Annotated in this window: 16 protein-coding genes; 4 read left to right on the top strand and 12 right to left on the bottom strand. The window is 47.6% G+C overall.

From position 1 onward, the window contains the following. Nucleotides 1-33 precede the first annotated feature (33 nt). Nucleotides 34-417 carry a type II RES/Xre toxin-antitoxin system antitoxin gene (gene parS, locus ACYVK4_RS15465; protein WP_461128423.1) on the bottom strand — a complete coding sequence of 128 codons (384 nt, stop codon included), beginning with the start codon at nt 415-417 and terminating at the stop codon, nt 34-36. Between the two features lie 478 nt (nt 418-895). On the opposite strand from parS, the gene ACYVK4_RS15460 reads away from it, so the two are divergent. From ACYVK4_RS15460 to ACYVK4_RS15450, 3 genes are all read left to right on the top strand, one after another. After that, nucleotides 896-1,474, top strand: a complete 579-nt coding sequence (locus ACYVK4_RS15460; protein ID WP_461128422.1) for a DUF4142 domain-containing protein — start codon at nt 896-898, stop codon at nt 1,472-1,474. An 87-nt stretch (nt 1,475-1,561) separates the two neighbouring features. After that, nucleotides 1,562-1,906 (top strand): hypothetical protein, encoded by a 345-nt coding sequence (locus ACYVK4_RS15455; RefSeq protein WP_461128421.1) that lies wholly within the window; start codon nt 1,562-1,564, stop codon nt 1,904-1,906. A gap of 96 nt (nt 1,907-2,002) precedes the next feature. After that, nucleotides 2,003-2,896, top strand: a complete 894-nt coding sequence (locus ACYVK4_RS15450; RefSeq protein ID WP_461128420.1) for a serine kinase — start codon at nt 2,003-2,005, stop codon at nt 2,894-2,896. A gap of 3 nt (nt 2,897-2,899) precedes the next feature. Here the strand turns inward: ACYVK4_RS15450 and hisS are convergent, their stop codons facing one another. After that, nucleotides 2,900-4,264: a histidine--tRNA ligase gene (hisS, locus tag ACYVK4_RS15445; protein ID WP_461128419.1), complete on the bottom strand. Its 1,365-nt coding sequence runs from the start codon at nt 4,262-4,264 to the stop codon at nt 2,900-2,902. A gap of 163 nt (nt 4,265-4,427) precedes the next feature. Between hisS and ACYVK4_RS15440 the strand changes: the two genes are divergently transcribed. Further along, the gene (locus ACYVK4_RS15440) at nt 4,428-4,583 is read left to right on the top strand and encodes a hypothetical protein (protein WP_461128418.1); all 156 of its coding nucleotides are present in this window, start codon (nt 4,428-4,430) and stop codon (nt 4,581-4,583) included. Between the two features lie 35 nt (nt 4,584-4,618). Here the strand turns inward: ACYVK4_RS15440 and ACYVK4_RS15435 are convergent, their stop codons facing one another. The 10 genes from ACYVK4_RS15435 to ACYVK4_RS15390 all read right to left on the bottom strand — a co-directional run bounded on the left by ACYVK4_RS15435 (nt 4,619) and on the right by ACYVK4_RS15390 (nt 19,744). After that, nucleotides 4,619-4,975 carry a hypothetical protein gene (locus ACYVK4_RS15435; protein WP_461128417.1) on the bottom strand — a complete coding sequence of 119 codons (357 nt, stop codon included), beginning with the start codon at nt 4,973-4,975 and terminating at the stop codon, nt 4,619-4,621. A 99-nt stretch (nt 4,976-5,074) separates the two neighbouring features. After that, nucleotides 5,075-6,100: a glycosyltransferase family 2 protein gene (locus ACYVK4_RS15430; protein WP_461128416.1), complete on the bottom strand. Its 1,026-nt coding sequence runs from the start codon at nt 6,098-6,100 to the stop codon at nt 5,075-5,077. Nucleotides 6,101-6,111: 11 nt separating this feature from the next. Beyond that, nucleotides 6,112-7,401, bottom strand: coding sequence for a glutamate-1-semialdehyde 2,1-aminomutase (gene hemL / locus ACYVK4_RS15425; RefSeq protein WP_461129606.1), 1,290 nt, complete (start codon nt 7,399-7,401; stop codon nt 6,112-6,114). 47 nt (nt 7,402-7,448) lie between these two features. Then, the gene (locus tag ACYVK4_RS15420; RefSeq protein WP_461128415.1) at nt 7,449-9,242 is read right to left on the bottom strand and encodes an amino acid ABC transporter substrate-binding protein; all 1,794 of its coding nucleotides are present in this window, start codon (nt 9,240-9,242) and stop codon (nt 7,449-7,451) included. A 149-nt stretch (nt 9,243-9,391) separates the two neighbouring features. Then, a complete protein-coding gene (gene yidC, locus ACYVK4_RS15415) occupies nt 9,392-11,272 on the bottom strand; it encodes a membrane protein insertase YidC (RefSeq protein WP_461128414.1) in 1,881 nt (626 codons plus the stop codon). A 161-nt stretch (nt 11,273-11,433) separates the two neighbouring features. Continuing rightward, nucleotides 11,434-13,131 carry a CTP synthase gene (locus ACYVK4_RS15410; protein ID WP_461128413.1) on the bottom strand — a complete coding sequence of 566 codons (1,698 nt, stop codon included), beginning with the start codon at nt 13,129-13,131 and terminating at the stop codon, nt 11,434-11,436. A gap of 232 nt (nt 13,132-13,363) precedes the next feature. Next, nucleotides 13,364-15,046, bottom strand: coding sequence for a glycoside hydrolase family 26 protein (locus ACYVK4_RS15405; RefSeq protein WP_461128412.1), 1,683 nt, complete (start codon nt 15,044-15,046; stop codon nt 13,364-13,366). 273 nt (nt 15,047-15,319) lie between these two features. Then, nucleotides 15,320-16,762 carry a hypothetical protein gene (locus tag ACYVK4_RS15400; RefSeq protein WP_461128411.1) on the bottom strand — a complete coding sequence of 481 codons (1,443 nt, stop codon included), beginning with the start codon at nt 16,760-16,762 and terminating at the stop codon, nt 15,320-15,322. 552 nt (nt 16,763-17,314) lie between these two features. Then, complete coding sequence (locus ACYVK4_RS15395; protein WP_461128410.1) at nt 17,315-17,953, bottom strand: gluconate 2-dehydrogenase subunit 3 family protein; 639 nt, start codon at nt 17,951-17,953, stop codon at nt 17,315-17,317. A 45-nt stretch (nt 17,954-17,998) separates the two neighbouring features. Continuing rightward, nucleotides 17,999-19,744 (bottom strand): GMC family oxidoreductase, encoded by a 1,746-nt coding sequence (locus ACYVK4_RS15390; RefSeq protein WP_461128409.1) that lies wholly within the window; start codon nt 19,742-19,744, stop codon nt 17,999-18,001. Between the last annotated feature and the right edge of the window lie 28 nt (nt 19,745-19,772).

Below are 19,772 nucleotides of genomic sequence, written 5' to 3'. Positions count from 1 at the left end.
CATGCCTCGACAGACGAGTCTTTTCTGTAGTCACTAAGCCAGGTCACCGTACTCAATACGGGTCAGCTCGTCCATGATCAGATCAATGCCACCAGACGTATGAAGAAGTTCAAAAGGGATCTGATGGCCTAATCCATACGCTGGTTTATCCATCCACCGCCGAAACGCATCAGCCGTGCCGAATACAGACTCACCCAATTGAAACAGGGCCATTATCTTCAGCACTTTTTCACTGTCCTGCGGATTGAGGCTTTTTTTCTCGCGCTCATACCGTTGAAATGTCTTCAGGGAAGTATCGAACACCTCGGCCAGATGCTCTCGCTTATAACCCGTCAGGTCAGCAATCTCAAAAAAACGGGTAGCCGGCACCCCTTTGAGGGCTAAAAACACCAATGATATACGATCGGAAATAACCATACAACAAACATAGGAAATTTGTCTGAATAACTAAGACTATTGTCCAATAGTTCACAACACTATCCCTAAGCGACTGAGTACAGACGCGATAATATCCAATCGAATCGTCTTGAACAGGTAGCCGTCTGCTCCGGTTATTGACCTACTGGTTTTTTTGACGCAGCTAAATACATGATTCCCCTAATGCGTATGTAAGGCATAAACGTCTCCTGTGGCTCCTGTACGCCTGTAAATAAAATATAAAACCCCATTAGCCTTTTGATTGGACACGGCTAGTAAAACCCTTATTAAACGTGAAGAACAAACTATTTCAAGCTGTGAATAGGCGTAAAAACGATATGCACCTGTGTTGCCAGGCAGCAAATAATACACTTTTTGTCGAATACATGTCTTATTCATTGATCAGCTAATTGGCGGTTTGTTAAACCTAAGTCGTTCTAAATCGTTTTGTAGGATAATAACTAAACAAAATCACGTTATGAAAAAGATAAGTTTGCTTGTATTGATGGTTATCAGCACCCTGAGTTTTCAGGCTTGCAGTGAAAAAAAGAAAGAAAGCAGCGACAGCGTTGAAAATGCAGAAGACGCTAACGAAGCTAAAGAAGATGCTGGCACCGGAGCGACCGAAGAAAGCAATGAGTTTGCGGTAAAAGCAGCCACAGGTGGTATGATGGAAGTGGAACTGGGTCGACTCGCGCAGGAAAAGGCACAAAGCAAAGATGTTAAAGATTTCGGTGCCATGATGGTATCTGACCATTCGAAGGCAAATGAAGAATTAAAAAGCATTGCCGCTACGCAGAACATTACGCTCCCTACCACACTGGGCGAGGATGAACAAAAGCATGTGAATGATCTGGCCAAACTGTCAGGGGCTGAATTCGACAAAAAATATGTCAGCCTGATGGTCGACGACCACAAAGAAGATATTGACTTGTTCAAAAAAGCTGCTGAAGACGATAAGACGAACCCAGCGGTTAAAAGTTTTGCGTCCAAGACACTGCCAACCTTGCAGAAGCATATGGACGAGATTAACGCAATTGACAAGAAAATGGATTAAGTTATTCTGATCGGGTTATCCGTATCTGTCGCAGACTTGGTTTACGGTAGATACGGATAACCGAATCAAGCAGAAATTCCTCAACGAATGAAAACGCTCATCTTCCTATCTTCCCTGCTTTTTGGTAGGCTGGTCATGCTGCCCGCTCAGGCACAGTCAACTACCGGCGGCCGGAGTGGTGGATCAACAGCCTCAACGGGCACCGGTTACCTGACAGAAGGCAAGCGACCCGCCGAAACCAGTGCCTCCAGCATGACCATTGCGGATGAAGGTGCCTCCCGGGATTATATGTATGTCCCTGCCACCAAACCTAAGAACCGTACAACTTCACCGGACGGATCGGGAAGTTCAGCGACGAGTCCTCAAAAGATGACCCCGGAGAAAAAAGCGACAGGTTCTAAAAAATCACAAAAGAACCAGCGTTCACAATAGCCGGAACAACGCCCTGGTAAGGTATCGGTAGGATGGTCTCAAAGAGTCGATCATAATTGGCTATTTTTGCCCGATAAGACCTGCCTGTACCCATACATGAATAAATACCTTGCCTTTGGCTTGACGCTGGAAACGGACGTAAACTTTTTTGGGATTCTACAGGAATCAACCGCCCAACCAGATGTTCTTATCTGCGCAGGAACGATTCAGCAGAAAGCCAATCGGCCTACCCGAATTCAACGACGGGGTATTCGGGCCAAATTCGGCGCGACACCCTCAAGCCTGCTTCTGAATTGGGAAGGCATTGGCCTGTTCAGTGTAACGAACGGAACAGACATTCGCTATCAGTGCCCGGATACCGACGAAGGAACCCTGCGTTTATTTTTGCTGAGCGAGGTAATCGGATTGGTGTTGTATCAGCGAGGATTATTTCTGCTCCATGGAAGCGCCGTCAAACTAAGCCATGACGCCATCGTTTTCCTGGGCATTCCGGGTGCCGGCAAATCAACTACCGCAGCGGCTTTTGGTAAAGCCGGCCACACCGTGTTGACCGACGATCTGGTCGCTATTCAGCTAATCGATCAAAAACCATACGTAGTCCCAGCCTTTGGGCAATATAAAATCTGGCAAAATACCGTCACTGGTCTGGCGTTCGATGAATCGACCCTGGCGCCGTCTTTTGAAGGAGCAACTAAATTTTTAGTTAATCAACCTCTATCCGACTTTCCCAATACACCTATTCCGCTTCGGAGTATCACTTTATTATACCCGTCAAATGCACGCAGGCAAAACGAACTGATCAGACCGCTGCGGGCACCGGTTGAATTAGTCAGGCACTTCCCCCTACCCGTTCAGCTCTTAACGGCTACGTATCTACAAAAGCATTTTCGGGATGCCCTGACGATTGCGCAATCCGCAGCCCTCCATCAATTAAAAAGGCCCAACGGATTTGATGCGCTGGGCCTTTTTGTGCAGAATTTCGGGGCTTAGACACTAACCCAACTGCTGCACCAGTGTATCGGCAGTAATTTTTTGCTGCTCACCGGTGATCATATTCTTAAGCGTCAAATTACCCGTTTGAACCTCTTCGGAGCCAATCAATACGACATATGGAATCGCTCTGGCATTGGCATAGTCGAGCATCTTTTTCACTTTCGTTAAATCAGGATACATTTCAGCTGCCACATTAGCCGTCCGCAATTGATTTAACAGGGAAAGGGCAACCGACCGGGCGTCAGCATCGAAAGGAATAAGAAGCACCTGAGTACCCTGTGCCGCACTTGCCGGAAACAGGTTCAATTCCTCCATGACATCATAAATGCGATCAACACCAAACGAAATGCCCACGCCTGATAAACCCGGCATACCGAACGTTCCGGTCAAATTATCGTAACGCCCGCCACCGGTAACACTGCCGATCGAAACACCATTGGCTTTTACTTCAAAAATAGCACCGGTATAATACGACAGACCCCGCGCCAGAGTCGGATCAACTTCTACCCGTGAATCAGCCAATCCGTATTGATCAACTAAGAGCAGCATTTCCTCCAGCTCCGCAATCCCCTTACCCGCCGTTTCGGAAGCCGAAAGCCAGTTCTTCAACGCATCAAGAACAAGAGCCGTATTAAGCGTATCAAAGGAAAACAAAGGGTCAAGTCTGGTAATGGCGTCATTCGAAAATCCACGTTCACGCAGTTCTTCGAGGACTTTCTCCTTACCGATCTTATCGAGCTTATCAACGGCAACGGACAAGGTCCCCTCCTGTCCCGGTGCGCCAATTGCCTCGGCAATACCGGCCAGAATTTTCCGGTTATTGATCTTTACCGTAAAATCAGGCACGTTCAGATGACGGAACACTTCATGGATCATCAGCACAATTTCGGCCTCACAAAGAAGCGAGTCGGTACCGACTACATCGGCGTCGCACTGATAAAACTCACGATAGCGACCTTTTTGCGGCCGATCTGCCCGCCATACGGGTTGCATCTGGTAACGTTTGAATGGCATGGTCAGTCCATTCCGGTTCATAACGACGTAGCGCGCAAAGGGAACGGTCAGGTCATACCGAAGCCCTTTCTCCGAAATCTTTGGTGTTAGCTTTTTGGACCCGGATGCCAGATCGGTTTCTGTCAGACTGGCGGCAAAGTCGCCGGAGTTCAGAATTTTAAACAAAAGCTGATCACCTTCATCACCATATTTCCCCGTCAGTGTCGACAGGTTTTCCATGGAGGGCGTTTCAAGGGGTTGAAAGCCAAAACGTTTGAAGGTTTCCCGAATGGTATCGAAAATAAATAGCCGTTTGCTCATTTGCGCCGGGCCAAAGTCACGCGTGCCTTTCGGCAAAGATGGTTTCTGCATCAGATAAAATCCGGATTTTAGTCCGTTTTAGCAACAATGTCGACAACAAGCTGCTTTTTAGGGCGCAAAAATACGGACTTTACGGGATGGTACTTTCAAAAATCAATGAAAAAGCTTACTTTTGCGCTCTGATTTTGAACTGACACGTTAAAAAGATACAATCATGGGAGTAACAGAACTAAAGCGTAAGGCTCGCCGGAACCGCGCCATTGCCAATAATAAAACCAATGCCATCAAACAATTGCTGCGTAAACCAACGATCAAGAACGTAGATGTTGATGCCATCAAGGCTTCGTTTGCCGAGAAGAAAGCCGCTTAAGCGTCGACTCGTCAATCGCTTAAAAAGACGAACGATTATTTAGCCTCACCCTTACCCGGTGAGGTTTTTCGTTTTGGCCGAAGGCGATCCCATTCCCGATCCCGCTTCTTGAGCTCACGACGGACAAACCGGCGGTAATCGAGTTGAGCCCGGTACCGAATAGCCTGACCAAAGAGCAGTAAGCCACCATTGAATAGGATCAGGCTATAGGCACCCCACAAAAACCACTGCCGAAAAGGCGCCCCCATCTGTTTGGCTTCGACCGCGGCACTAAACACACATAAGCCCACACTGATAAGCAGCAGTCCCAAAGGAGCTACAATCAGCCCTTTGGTACGGGTACTCATGCGTTTCACCAATCGCTGGCCAGGGGGTTTGGTCAATTTCGCCATGGGCTGATCTTCTCTGTGGGTATCGAATAGTTTATATTAACAACGCACTGGTCGCTGATTTCGTCAACGCAAATCTATATTTCTGTCGGCAAAAGGATGCTAAGACGGATACTCAATCGTGGCACCCGTTTCCCGAAAATCCCTGGGTTCCCGTAACCGTGTCCAGCCTTCCGACAGAAAGCCCACGCCATACCCCACCAACTGAACAAAGGCAGCTACTACACTCAGCAACCCAACTTTCAGACTTTTTTCTTTCCGGCTGGCGTCAATGAAAAGAAGCAGCGAAAAAAGTGCCAACACGCCAACGGATAGCCAAAATAAAACAGAGCTAATCAACAACCAGATTGGTATGGCCAGGACAAATAGGGTAAATAAAGCCGGAAACGCATGTACCAGCTTTAGTTCGGCCGGATAATACCGCGATATATTTATTCGGGCCCGGCCAAAAAAACGTAGCTGCCGAAAAAACTGCCCGAAGCTCGTCCGACGTTTGTGGTAGATAAAGGCCTCCGGAATGAGCCCCGTCTGAAAGCCATTGTCGATAATACGAATGGCAAACTCGATATCCTCTCCCATCCGGCTCAGCTTATATCCACCAATTGTTTGCCAAACGGTTCGGGAAAGACCCATGTTAAAACTGCGGGGGTGATAGGTTCCACCCAGGTTTTTCTTGCTTCCGCGAATACCGCCGGTCGTGAAAGGCGACGTCATGGAGTAACTAATGGCTTTCTGAATGTCGGTAAAATCCGGGTGGGCAGCATCAGGTCCACCATAGGCATCGAGTGCCGGATGCAACGGGCCAGCGCCCACGTCAAGGCGTTGGTTTACAGCAGCAAAATAATGGGGAGGGATCAGGGCGTCGGAATCAAAAATGATGAAGTAATCACCTTTAGCCCGTTCAAACCCATAATTACGGGTGAACCCCTGGCCCGAATTTTCTTTATAAAAGTAACGTATAGCGAGCTGTTGCTCAAACTCAATCACAACCTTATCCGATTTTACGCTCGACCCATCTTCAATAACCAGAACTTCAAATTGCTGGTAAGTCTGTTTGGTCAGACTTACCAGCAACTCACGAACTTCATCGGGACGGTTAAAAACAGGAATAATAATCGAATAATACATTACCGGTCTCCTTATGCATTCACTATGGCCAACAGGCTTTCTTCATTTGCCTGAATAATCTGGTCCGTCAACTCGTCGGTTAGCGCAACGGACAGGAACAGACTTTCAAACTGCGACGGAGCCAGGTAGACACCCCGTTTCAGCATTTCGTGAAAGTACCGGCCAAACAGAGGGACATCGCACGAAGTTGCCTCACTAAAATTGGAGACCGACCGGTTGGTCATGAACAGGGTGAACATGGACCCAATATGATTGATCGTATAATCCAAACCAGCCTTGACAAGACCAGCCCGGAAACCCTCCGTCAATTTCTGTCCGATTTCATCCAAACGGGTATAAACGTCCGGATGATCATTTAAATGATGCAGCATAGCCAGCCCCGCCGACATGGCAATGGGATTCCCCGATAATGTACCCGCCTGATAGACGGGTCCCGCCGGAGCCACCATATTCATGATATCCGCGCGGCCACCGTACGCCCCTACAGGCATGCCTCCGCCAATGATTTTCCCCATCGTTGTCAGATCCGGCGTAATGCCGAATCGTTCCTGGGCGCCACCTTTTGCCAGGCGGAAACCGGTCATTACCTCATCGAAGATCAGAACGACGCCATATTTCGTACAGAGCGAGCGAATACCCTCCAGAAAGCCGGGCTCCGGCAAAACGCACCCCATGTTACCGACAACCGGCTCCAGAATAATGGCGGCCACCTGATTGTTGTTGTTGGCCAGAAGCAGTTCAACGGTAGCCAGATCGTTATAAGGAGCCGTCAGCGTATCGGCGGCTGTCGCCTTCGTAACGCCCGGACTGTCGGGAATGCCCATTGTCATGGCGCCACTACCGGCCGCAATCAGAAAAGAGTCGCCGTGACCATGGTAGCACCCCTCAAATTTTATGATTTTATCCCGGCCGGTAAAGCCCCGGGCCACCCGAATTGCCGCCATAGTCGCTTCGGTACCCGAGTTGACCATTCTGACTTTCTCAACCGATGGCACCATGGCAGTAATCAATTCAGCCATTTCTACTTCTTTCCGTGTGGGAGCACCAAACGAAAAGGAATATTGAATGGCATCACGAACCGCTTTCTCGACCGGTTCGAAGGCATGGCCCAGAATCATCGGCCCCCAGGAATTGATCAGGTCGATATACTGTCGGCCATCTTCATCAAACAGGTATGGCCCTTTGGCTGATTTAATAAAAACGGGAGTACCTCCTACCGAACGAAACGCCCGCACCGGAGAATTGACGCCACCGGGGATCAGCGTTTTAGCTTTTTCAAATAGTTGTTCGCTTGTTGTCATCATGAAGAGTGAGTGAATGTGTAAAGGAAAAGTCCCGCTTTCACTCGTTAATTAATTTTCACAAACCGTCCGTTATCGTACTTTACGATGGGAACGATCTGATTATCATTACTCTGCGTATAATCAAAACCAGACAGCACGTAATCGTCCGGTTCTGAGTACAGGTTCATCCGGCTGCCGCTTAAGAGGCCATTCCTTGCCAGTTGTCGGCCAAAGAATAACATCATGTCATACCCCTGACCAGCAAATACCGACGGAATCGTATTGCGCTTAGCCAAATAGTCATCTTGAAAGGAACGAACCGGCTCTCTTGTTGGGTCGATAAAATCGGGGTAAAGCAGGTAAAGGTCCCGCCGGGTAAACGTTGAAGACGAGTTTCGATAAAAATCGAAAGCGGAGGCTGTAGCCATCAGGGGTCCGTTTACACGCCTGCGACTCAGCGCATCAAGGAGACGAGCCCCATCATCGGTATTGCTGCTGGCTAAAAAAACATGACCCAGGTTGACGACAGGCTGTGGGGCCGTACTGCTGAGCGGTCGGGTTGAAGCGACAGCAGCAGGCCCGGAAAACTGCATGGCATCAGCCATAGCCTGCACGGAGCCGCTCACCTTTCGAAAATCGACTACCTGATAATTCTGTCGCTTTAGTTCAGCCTGATAAGCAACTGCCAGCAGGGAGTCCTTTCGGGATGTGCCGAAATAAATAGCTGCCTTGCGGGGACCGATCAAATTTTTCACTTGTTCGGCCGCTTTATGGGCCTGCTGACTAATGGAAGGTTGCGCCAAGAAGGCCAACGGCTGATTAACGACCAGATCACTGCTGGTTGCAATGGGATTCAGGAGTATGATATTGTTCTGGCTCGCGTAAGCCAATGCGATGCGGTTCGGCTCTCCATATAAGGGACCAATGATCAAGTCGGTCTGGGAAAACGCCGGGCTGTTGACCAGTTCAAGCGTTTTATTGGCATCGTTGTCCAGGTCATAGGCAAACAGATTCACGGTTATTCCCTCATCCTGAAGCCTGGCCTTGGCCATTTTGATACCATTATACAGATCGTATACATATTGGTTCGATCGGAACAGCTTCTCGGCACTGAACTCGTCAACCCGAAAGGGAAACATGACCGCTACATTGTAATATCCCTTTGGACGGGAAACACGACTGGGCTGTGCATTGGCAGTTGTTGGCATTGTAGCCGCCGTTGATGAAGAGACGGGTGTTGATCTGGCTGGTAAACCGGCCGGAACACCAAACCGATTGGTCAACCGATCTGAGAGTTCAAGGTCATCTTTGTCGGTGCCCGTTCGCTGAATCAGATCAATTAAGAGGTGACCAACAACCTGATCATTAGGGAACGTCTGATTTAACAGTTTAAGCCGGGACAGGTCAGTGACACGCGGTAAGAAGGCCTGTTCAAGTTTCAAAACGTCTTTCCGTAACAGGGGATCCCGTATAGTTTGAAGGGCTGACAGCGCATCTTCATACTGCCCCATTTCCATGCAATCGGCCGCATACAGGTAACTGGCATCGTCCATTTTTCGCCAGTCAGGAAAGAGCTCCATCAACTGCTTGAGCATTAAGCGGGACTGATTGTAGTTTTTCTGTCGAAAGGCAGCAATGGCATACTGATAACTGGCAAAAGGCGCCAACGCACCCCGTTGCTGAATCAGTATATTTAAATCCGCTTTAGCGCGTTCATAATCGCCCAGCTGCACCAGTTTTACCGCTGCCTGATACCGCTTTTGCGCGTCGGGATTAACCTGGGCCGTTGTATGCTGCCCACAGATAAGCCCCACAAATAAAATCAGTCCCTGAATAAACCAATTTAACCTACCGTTCATATTCATTAGGATTAATGCACAAAAGCAACGCTCCCACGTTGCTTTTGCGAATGAAGACGTATCAAAGGAAACCTCTTATTAAGGTTTGTGTTACCAGTTGCTGATTCAAATGACAGGACACGATTGTTATTCCGGTCATTCTTCTTTCCTTATTTTTTAGATTTTGCCCGACGCTGGGCTTCATCGGCCTGTTTACGGGCTTCTTCAGCCGCAGCCAGTTGTTTTTGCAAAAGGGCCTGGAAACCACCTGGTTTCTTGCCTTCGCCAGCTGCGTTTTTCCGACGGTTTTCATCCAGCACAGCTTTAATCTTATCCTCATCAACAAACCGACGGATCAGTTGTTGCTGCAGGATCGTAACAACGTTCGACACAAAGTAATAGAATGTCAAACCAGCAGGGTACGAGTTCAGCACAAACATAAACATGAGCGGGAAAACGTAGCTCATCGCTTTCATGTTCACCGGTCCCGGTTGTGTTGGCGTGGTCTGGTTGTTATAATACGCATACGCGATCGACGACATGGTCATCAGCACGGTAAACAGGCTCAGGTGGCTCCCGATAAATGGAATCGTCGGGAAAGTAATGAAGGCATCGTAAGTAGACAGGTCATTGGCCCACAGGAACGATTTCTGCCGTAGCTCGATCAGGTTCGGGAAGAGCATGAACAGCGCAAACAGAATAGGCATGGTCGCCAGTACCGGTACACATCCGCTCAATGGGCTAACACCCACCTCCTGGTATAACTTCATCTGCTCCGACTGCTGCTTGGCCATGTCATCGCCAACGCGTTCCTTCATCTCGTTCAACTCCGGCTGAAGTACCCGCATTTTGGCCATACTGATGTATGACTTGTAGGTTAACGGTGTTAGAATGAGTTTCACAAACACCACCAGCGCAATGATCAACAACCCATAGTTGGTAATGAACTGGCCAAGGAAGTTGAAAACCGGAACAAAAAAGTATTTGTTAATCGGCTTCAGGATCGAATATCCGAGGTAAACGTTTTGATCAAATTCCGGGGCAACTTTTCCAAGAAGTTGAAAATCGTTGGGACCATAGAAAAATTTATATTGTCCTTTTCCGGCTTTTATATCGGCAATCGGCAGCGACACATCGGCAATGGCCGTCTTAACGACACTGCTATCCGCCGGATCAGCCAGCGATTTAAACGTCGCTTTCTGTAAGGGAGCATTTTTGGCAACAAAACCTGACAGGAAATATTTGTGCTTGATTGTAAACCATTGAACGGGTTCTTCAACCGTTGCCTCCTGGCTGCTTTCTCCTTCCGTTAATTTCTCGAAACTTTCATCGGCCGTCAGGTAATTGATGGTGGCAGCCCGGCGATTGTTCGCCAGGTCGTTTTCATATTGCCGCATCTTGTCTTCCCAGAAGAACCGAACATCACCAGCACCAAGAGAACTATTTAGACCATTAAGTTTAAGGTCATAATCCAACACATAGCCTTCGGCCGGAACGGTATAGATCTGCTCAACCGATTGACCCGGTGCTATCTCGGCCCGGAAAACGATTTGTTGAGGCTGGCCGTTTAAAGTACCCCCTTGGGCCGTTGTCTGGTAATAAAGCTGGTGCAGATCAACCTTACCCCGATTGGTTGGTAATTCAAGAAGTGTCTTACTGCTCTGATCATCGATCAACACCAATGGTTTCTTGTCAAAGGTCTGGTAGTTTTTAAGGACAACCTCTTTAACGCGACCACCCTGGGTGCTAAAGGTTAATTTAACATCTTTGTTTTCAACAACGATATCGCGTGTCTCTCCGGTAGCGACAGCAGCAAAATCGCCAAACTGAGCTTTAACAGCGGCTGAATCAATTTTTTGTCCGGTTGAGTCACTCTGGCTATTGGCCGTTGCAGCCGTTCGGCTTCCCGCAAGGCCGGATGCCGTCGTTGGTTTGGTAGTCTGTGTTTGTTGGGCAGTCGGTTTTTCCGGCGCCGGTTTTGGTACCAGTAACTGGTAGCCGACCAGCATTGCCAGAATCAGGACAATGCCAATAAGTTGATTACGATCCATTTTATAAGTTAGTGAGTTAGTAAGTCGGTAAGTCAGTAAGTCAGTAAGTGGCTGACCCGACCGGCAGACCGGCGTTTATTACGAATGCGTCAGCCACTTACTGACTTACCGACTTACTGACTAACTAACTATTTTGCGTAAAATTACGCCAATCCGGCCGCTTAATCAACCACATCCACCGTTTCTACATGGGCGGTTGATAAGTCGGATGTAGATTCACTGTTGCGCTTACGTTGACTATAGGCGTGAGCAGCCTTCACAAATTGCACAAACAGAGGATGTGGGTTCATAACGGTACTTTTCAGCTCCGGGTGAAACTGTACCCCGACATACCAGGGATGTCCTTTTAATTCAACCACTTCCACTAATCCAGTATCCGGGTTGATTCCTGTCGGTTTGAATCCTGCCTTTTCAAAAGCTTCCAGGTAATCGTTATTGAACTCATACCGGTGACGGTGGCGCTCACTGATCTGTGTTTTTCCGTAAATATGATGGGCCAGCGAATCGCGCTTCAGTTTACAGGCATAGGCCCCTAAACGCATGGTACCTCCTTTATCCGTGATGCTCTTCTGTGCTTCCATCATACTGATCACGGGGTTCGGCGTATGGGGCTCCATTTCGGTAGAGTGCGCATCAGCAATACCCATCACATTCCGGGCGTATTCGATCACGGCCATCTGCATGCCCAGGCAAATACCCAGGAAGGGAATTCCCCGCTCACGGACGAAACGGACAGCATTGATTTTGCCTTCAATGCCCCGCTCACCAAAGCCCGGCGCAACGAGTACACCATCTAATCCGCCCAGCACTTCAGCGCAATGGTGCTCGTCGACTAATGTTTCGGATTGAATCCATTCCAGCTGCACTTTACATTCATTGGCGGCACCCGCGTGGATGAACGACTCGGCAATGGACTTATAGGCGTCATGCAATTCTACATATTTACCGACGAGGCCGATGCGCACTGTATCGCCCGGATTCTTGAGCCGCCCCAAAAACGCTTTCCAGGCATCCAGATCAGCATCTTTATCATTATACAGATCGAGCATGTATAACGCCCGCTGGTCAAGTCGCTCTTTCTGCATCAGTAACGGGACGTCGTAGATGGTCTCCGCATCGATGGCTTCGATGACCGAACTGACCTGAACGTTACAAAACTGAGCGATTTTCCGTCGAATGTCCTGCGGTAGCGGATGTTCGGTACGGCAGGCAATAATATCGGGTTGAACCCCATTTTCGAGCAGCATTCGAACGGAGTGCTGGGTTGGTTTGGTTTTCAGCTCACCCGCCGACTGTAAATACGGCACGAGGGTCAGGTGAACGACGAGTGTGTCTTTCTCCCCCAGTTCGAATTTTAACTGACGAACGGCTTCAACAAATGGCAAGGACTCAATATCGCCAACGCAGCCACCGATCTCAGTAATAACGATGTCGTAATCACCGGTTTCGCCCAGCAGCTTGATATTTCGTTTGATTTCGTCGGTGATATGTGGAACGACCTGTACCGTTTTGCCAAGAAAATCGCCCCGACGTTCGCGGGTGATTACATTGTTATAAATCCGACCGGTGGTGATGTTGTTCGCCTGTGAGGTAGGTCGATTCAGAAACCGCTCGTAGTGACCCAGGTCGAGGTCGGTTTCAGCCCCGTCATCGGTCACATAGCATTCGCCATGTTCATATGGATTGAGTGTGCCGGGGTCAATGTTGATATACGGATCGAATTTTTGGATCGTTACCGTAAGTCCCCGTGCCTGAAGTAATTTGGCTAATGATGAGGCAATGATGCCCTTGCCTAGTGATGAAGTTACTCCGCCAGTAACAAAAATATATTTCGCGGATTTTGGTCCCGTAGCCGCCATGATTGAAACCTGTTTAGGTCGTTACGGGATGTAAAAGTACTAGAAAAAAGGCGGAAAGGGCGAATACTAATCGGAAAAAGTTAGCCAATCACTGATAACTTATTGGCGGTCAACCGCCTGAAAGCTATTTTTTTTAATTGTCATCAGTTTTTTACAAATGGATTATATAGTTCACGTATCAGTCGCTATTTCTACAATGGCAGTCCTGGCCTGAAAACACGTATCAGGTGGGCTACTTTGTCAGTTCATTTACAAAATTCAAAAAGGTTTTTTTATTGATACTCCAGTCTGGAGCAGGCATTTTCCCCCAAACGTCCGGATTATCAGCCAGGTTAAAATAACAGACACCCACAATCTCTTTTTGCTCTCTGATAAACGTAGCGGCATCGTCAAGCCATTGCCGCTGGTAATCTTCCGGGCCTTTTACCCCAAATTCCGTCACGAAAACTGGTTTATCGGCAAAACGCATGCGGTAGTATTTACGATTGAAAATGGTGCTGAACGATTCCTGCTTTTTTGGGTCAGTGATATTCTTGTCGGGTAATCCATAAATAGCCACACTGATGTAATCCACGACATCGTTACCCGGCCACCATTCCAGTGCGCCCCGATCACCGGCTGGTCCCCAAACCCTTTTTATGTTTTTAGGGTGATTTTTATCGAAGTTCATGAAGTACCGATAAGCTTTCGTATACAAAACAGGGTCCTGACTTTGCCAGGGATAGCGATGAATGGGAATTTCCATTTCGTGTGCAAACCGCAGATAGACTGTTTGACGGGTGTTGGAAATGATTCTGTATAATTCGGTGAATTGAGTATCGTAGGCCCCATCCACTGTGTTTTGGAGTACCTGATTGGGTCTGATACGCTTTTTGTCTTTCCAGGGCTCAACCGTTACAATGGCGTTGTGGTGACGGGCCGTAATCTCCTGAAAGGCCCTGGCAAAGAGTCCATCTTCAATATTATCCAGACTGACGAATATGTGTTCTACCGTAATGGGTGGTGCGGTGAGTAGTAACTTGCCGGGATCATATACCCCCAGAACAGGTTTAGTTGTCGACCGAACTGCCCCTTTTTGATCCGACAGATCAGGATGCACAGTCGCATAAATAAATTGTTGATTCTGATCGATCTCGTGAATGGCTCTTTTGGGCAGGGTGTCATTTTGAGCATTTGCTTTAAAGTTGGCCGGTCCCAACATGAGGATCGGTTTATTCATAAACCGCATCCGATGGATTTTTCGTTTTAATTCAGTTACCGCATCAGGGGCATGCGGATAAGCCGTTGTTAATTGTTCTGATCGACTATCCAGGGTGACGCTAATCGCGTCGACGGGTTTACTGCCGGGCCAGAATTCATCCGCCCCCGGATAGCCGGCCGGTCCCCAAACAATTCGAATTCTTGGATCAACTGCCTTGCACACAAGCGAAAAGTGTTGAAAGGCCCGGATGTAATCGTAGGGAGATTGGTTTTGCCAGGCTACCCACTGGACGGGTACTTCCATTTCCGGATCCATACGTAAAAAAAGGTTCGCGTCCTTTTTGACAAGGCCTTCGCAAAGCGTTTTAAATGAATCATCATAATCACCCGAAGCAATTTGCTTTAGATTACTGCCTCCGAAGAAAGTGCCTTCGGGCATCAGGATGGTCACCAGTAAAGGCTTGTTGGTCGGGATGGTTAGTTTAGCAAGTTCGGCTTCTTCGAACGACTTGGTCAACGTCAAGGAAATATGCTGAAAAGCGGCAGCAGTTGATGTCGTAGGCAGTACATGAGTCCGATCATAAACACCAATAACCGGCTCATCAAATTTGTAGGTTGATTGGGTAGTTTTATTAAATCGATTACTAACAATTTTGTAAAGAGAAACCGTTAAAATTACGCCAGCCAGGAAGTAAATTATTTTCTTATAATTCATATATGTGGAATAATCGCAAAAGCGATGTATGGGTGTACACGATTAACGGAGACGCTAAAGTAGAGGCAGTATACTCCCGAATGATTTTTTACTCAGCTAGCCATTAATCAGGCTCGAATACCATACGGCAAAAAACATAAAGCTTTAATTGATTTCTGGATCGTAATCGTAGCTAACAGAAATTTACCGTAAATGACAATCGATACAGAAAAATGTTTGACAAGCTATGATTAACTAATGATTCTGAGAAAAAAGCGGTAATAGTCAGCAAATTTATTTTGTATTTACCGTTGAAAGGGGCACAGTGAGGCTCTTTTGTGCAGTCAGTTTAACGTTTTGAAAAGCGCCCATTCTGGCTTGTCTTAACATGACAATGTACTTCGCCAATCCAGCCTCATCCCAGTGAAGGAGAAACTGACGATTTCGTTTGGCGATCAGAGAAGGTGGCATACCGGCTTCTATATCGTTTACCGTTAATTTAGCCCCATCATTAAAATAGGTCAGCCAGGCACGGCCCTTTTTAGCATTCTGATTTATTAAGCCAACGATCACAACAAGCAGTATAAACTGCACAAACATTTTCAGGCGTTTTTGGCCGTAAAGTTCCCAGATGAAAAAGGCCGCAAACACGGCCGGAACGGCCAGAATGGCGTATCGGCGGGGTAAACCGTAGGTGGGTACAAGGCCTGCCCGGGCGTGCCCCATAGCCAGCGCAAAAGCAAGACACCCCCCCAGAAGTACGAACAAACCCCACTTGCGACGTGACTGACTGGAAAAGTCAACCTTGATTTTAGTCATCATAAAAGCCAATGTTGCCATAAGAAACAGGTTAACAAATACGATGGCGGGTTTCCAGTAACGCTCGGTACCTGGGCCAAAACCGAGTGTCTGAAACTTTAAACCTGTCGAGATCGTGGCCCATAAACTGGGGCTTGGTGGATTCCAGGGTGGGCGTTCGTACCCGATAAAATAAAAACCAACCTCAAGGCCCGTCAACACCACACTAGCCAATAAAAAAACTCCAATCCAGCGTTTCGTTAAAGGCTCTTTATTTTTCCATTGAATGAAGCCCTCCAAAACAATAAAAGGCGTAAATATCGCACAGGATATTAATCCATTAGCACCACATAAGGGTAATAAAAATAAACAAACAACAGCTACTACAGCGGTGAATGGTTTGAAAGCAGATTTGTACTGAATAATTATTAACCCAAGGATTAATGTTAAAACCGTGGGCAGTACATACGTAATTTCCCAACTCCAGTAAAAATTATCGCCGTGCCCTGTGTGTAATAAAAGAACTGGAATAAATATATCAGTCAATAAAAGTTTCTTACCTCTTAACTGGTAACAGGTACGGATAATAACGGCCGATATAATCCCCATTATTAAAACGTTAAAAACCATACCCGCCCGAAAATCACCATGACTGATTTTAAGCAGGCCAACGTAAATAAGTTTGGGAAAAGGGACTCTATGTTCGTTTTGCTGTCTCCAAAGCCAGCCAGCAAAATCCGTTTCGTTATTTGTCAGGGCAGGAACCATTAACCAATCTTCAGCAATTGGCATATTGGGAGCCAGCATCACTATCCAGCTTAAAGCAAAAGTGAGCATACCCAACCAGGTAAACCACACCACATACGTCGTCAACCTATCAGTACTATATCCGTTTATCTTCTGGTGATCGAGCACACCATCTACCAATACATGGGCCATAGTTTATAGACTATTCTATTTTTAAAATTTATAACAGATATATAGTATACTTTTTAATCAGGGTATACACCCATAAGGTCGTATCAGAAAGGTGTACGGGGCTCCCGGGAATTAAAAATAGTATTTGGAATACTAATCTGTAGTTTATTATTGCCTTGTCTACTGTTAGTTTATTAATAAGTTATAATTATGACTAGAATGAAAACTTGTATTTTTAATAACCCGGGAAGTCAGAACTGATATTCATGGACAAGCGATTGATTTAGGTTAAAATTCGGTAAAGTTTTAATGGTTTTTGAAGTGGTAACTATTCGCCTGTTTCCAATTTACCAAGCAAATGACAAGTCCAATAAACATAACCCCTGCCCTAAATCCTGTAGCATTTTCTTTGACACCTTCATACGTATACGTTTTGTCATGTCATTGGAAGTCGGGATGGCAGCACCTTACTATATTCAACAATGGTATATTCTGTTGGCGTGTTTTCACAGACATGTGTAAAACAAAAAAGGCCTTATTCCTAGAATAAGGCCTTTTTATAAGCGTATACTGTTATTTACCCTGCGTTAGCTCACGCTCTTCATACGCAAGACCATATTGTTTCAATACATCGTCGGGTACGCCATCCCATTGGTTTGGTACGTTACCAACGTAGCCAAGGTCTTTGATACCCATCTGGCTGGTGAAGAAGCCCGTAGCTGTCATATTTCGCATGAGGCTAAAGAAAGAAGCACCCTGGGTCATATCCGGCTTAGCTTTCGAAGGGTAGGCAATCTGTTCTACCATATCGATTTGCTGGGCTTTGGTACATTGTACAAATGGCTTACCATAGCGTTTTGTACAGGTGTTATCGAGCCACCGGATTCCACCCCGCATAGGTGTCTGATTTCGGGGCTGGTCTTTCATCATAAACTCAATGAAAGCCGGTACGCCTGCCTGAGAGGCACTCCCCGAACGCTCGTCGGCCGGAAGGATAATGTCTGACAGTACCGTTACCGTTTGCAGTTCATGGGGCGTAAAGAATTTCTCTGCATGTAACCGGGCATCGCGCTCAGCTTCAAATTTCTGACGGCCACCCGGTATTTTCAGGGGTTTTACATCGGGGGGTGCGGGTACGGCGGCTTCAACAGGATTGACAGCCAGGCCAAAACCCGTGAGCGAGAGGGCTTTTAGGGAATCTCTGCGTTTCATTTGTCTTCGGGTTTAATGTTTGTCGTTATCAGTACGATAAAAACGTTAGATATTCTTCTGTTTAACCTGATCGATTATATACTCACTGGTACGCATGGAACTGGCCAGAATGGTCCAGGTAACGTTTTTATCACCCTGCGATGGGAAAGGTGCCGCATCAACGACAAACAGATTTTTTACGTCGTGGGCCTGCTGGTATTTATTCAGCACCGAATTTTTTGGGTCGTTCCCCATTCGGGCGGTACCAACCTCGTGAATGATCTGACCCGGAGAGGCTAATCCGTAGTTGTTGGATGCATTGGGTTTGTCGCCCAGCGCCATGCCGCCCATCGAATGAATTATTTCCTCGAAGGTCTCCTGCATGTGCTTCGCCTGCTTAATCTCATATTCCGACCATTTGTAGTTGAAGCGAAGGACCGGAATACCGTATTTATCAACCACATTTGGATCGATCTCGCAGTAGTTACTTTCCAGAGGGACAGGCTCGCCCCGACCGGCCATACCAACATAGGCACCGTAAAAACGACGGAAATCGTCTTTCAATCCGGCGCCGTATCCGCCACCGGGCTTCATTTTACCATCGCGACCCGGAATCATTCCGTTCATGGCTTCGATGCCCCAACCGAATCCGTACGCAGGCATGCCCATGCCACCCCAGTATTCGATGTGGTAACCACGGGGGAAATCCAGTTTCTTGTTATCAAGCCACCAGGGAGTAAACACGTGCATACCCCCTACGCCATCTTCATTGTAGCGTTTGCGGTCCATCAGGGCCGGAATAAAGGCCGACCGGCTCGCACCCGTCGAATCATTAATGTATTTACCAACCACATTGCTGGAGTTAGCCAGGCCGGTTGAAAAACGACTCGACTTGGAGTTAAGCAACAAACGGGCGGTTTCTCCCGCGCTGGCAGCCAGCACTACGGTCTTCGCCTTTACGGTAACTTCCTGCAGCGTTTGGGTATCTACATAACTAACACCCGTGGCCAGGCCAGTTGATGGATCGGTAAGAACCTCCCGCACCATAGCCCCGTTAATCAGGGTCACGTTACCCGTTTTCATGGCGGGTTTCACCAAAACCGACGACGAGGAAAAATCGGCGTATGCCTGACACCCCCGCCCGCACTGGCTACAGTAAAAGCAGGAACCCCGCTCGTTGTTAACCGGCTTGGTCAGAATCGACAGACGCGATGGAATGACGGGAATACCAATACTCCGGGCACCTTTTCGGATCATTAACTCGTGTAGACGGGGTTTTGGCGCCGGCAGAAAAATCCCATCCGGTTCAGAGGGCATGTTCTCAACAGAGCCAAAGACACCGATCATCCGGTCAATCCGGTCGTAATACGGTTTGATATCATCATACCCGATTGGCCAGTCTTCGCCAACACCAGTCATGCTCTTGCGCCGGAAATCGTCGGGGGCAAACCGAAGGGAAATACGTCCCCAGTGGTTCGTGCGTCCGCCAAGCATTCTGGACCGGAACCACTGAAAGTCGGATCCTTTAGCGTTGGTATACGGCTCTCCTTCGATATCCCAGCCACCCCAGGCAGCGTCAAAATCACCAAACGCGCGAGTTGTGCCCGCACCACGGCGTGGCGACTCCCAGGGCCATTTCAGTTGAGTAATGTACTTAGGGTCAGCTGGGTCAAAATAGCCACCTGCTTCCAATAAAACGACTTTAGCACCCGCTTTAGCCAGTGTGTAGGCTGCCATGCCTCCTCCAGCACCGGAGCCAACGATGGCTACGTCATATTGAACGGGTGCTTTTTGAATCTGAAATGGATCCATGCAAAAGAAAAAGTTTATTAATGAATCA

Source organism: Spirosoma aerophilum (assembly GCF_054782495.1).
The sequence above is the reverse complement of the archived record's forward strand: the minus strand, read 5'-3'. Positions and strand labels throughout refer to the sequence as shown.

What these genes read in the sequence shown, in the direction of transcription:
- parS (WP_461128423.1), bottom strand. Translation starts at nt 417, where the DNA reads ATGGTTATTTCCGATCGTATATCATTGGTGTTTTTAGCCCTCAAAGGG.
- ACYVK4_RS15460 (WP_461128422.1), top strand. Translation starts at nt 896, where the DNA reads ATGAAAAAGATAAGTTTGCTTGTATTGATGGTTATCAGCACCCTGAGT.
- ACYVK4_RS15455 (WP_461128421.1), top strand. Translation starts at nt 1,562, where the DNA reads ATGAAAACGCTCATCTTCCTATCTTCCCTGCTTTTTGGTAGGCTGGTC.
- ACYVK4_RS15450 (WP_461128420.1), top strand. Translation starts at nt 2,003, where the DNA reads ATGAATAAATACCTTGCCTTTGGCTTGACGCTGGAAACGGACGTAAAC.
- hisS (WP_461128419.1), bottom strand. Translation starts at nt 4,264, where the DNA reads ATGCAGAAACCATCTTTGCCGAAAGGCACGCGTGACTTTGGCCCGGCG.
- ACYVK4_RS15440 (WP_461128418.1), top strand. Translation starts at nt 4,428, where the DNA reads ATGGGAGTAACAGAACTAAAGCGTAAGGCTCGCCGGAACCGCGCCATT.
- ACYVK4_RS15435 (WP_461128417.1), bottom strand. Translation starts at nt 4,975, where the DNA reads ATGGCGAAATTGACCAAACCCCCTGGCCAGCGATTGGTGAAACGCATG.
- ACYVK4_RS15430 (WP_461128416.1), bottom strand. Translation starts at nt 6,100, where the DNA reads ATGTATTATTCGATTATTATTCCTGTTTTTAACCGTCCCGATGAAGTT.
- hemL (WP_461129606.1), bottom strand. Translation starts at nt 7,401, where the DNA reads ATGACAACAAGCGAACAACTATTTGAAAAAGCTAAAACGCTGATCCCC.
- ACYVK4_RS15420 (WP_461128415.1), bottom strand. Translation starts at nt 9,242, where the DNA reads ATGAACGGTAGGTTAAATTGGTTTATTCAGGGACTGATTTTATTTGTG.
- yidC (WP_461128414.1), bottom strand. Translation starts at nt 11,272, where the DNA reads ATGGATCGTAATCAACTTATTGGCATTGTCCTGATTCTGGCAATGCTG.
- ACYVK4_RS15410 (WP_461128413.1), bottom strand. Translation starts at nt 13,131, where the DNA reads ATGGCGGCTACGGGACCAAAATCCGCGAAATATATTTTTGTTACTGGC.
- ACYVK4_RS15405 (WP_461128412.1), bottom strand. Translation starts at nt 15,046, where the DNA reads ATGAATTATAAGAAAATAATTTACTTCCTGGCTGGCGTAATTTTAACG.
- ACYVK4_RS15400 (WP_461128411.1), bottom strand. Translation starts at nt 16,762, where the DNA reads ATGGCCCATGTATTGGTAGATGGTGTGCTCGATCACCAGAAGATAAAC.
- ACYVK4_RS15395 (WP_461128410.1), bottom strand. Translation starts at nt 17,953, where the DNA reads ATGAAACGCAGAGATTCCCTAAAAGCCCTCTCGCTCACGGGTTTTGGC.
- ACYVK4_RS15390 (WP_461128409.1), bottom strand. Translation starts at nt 19,744, where the DNA reads ATGGATCCATTTCAGATTCAAAAAGCACCCGTTCAATATGACGTAGCC.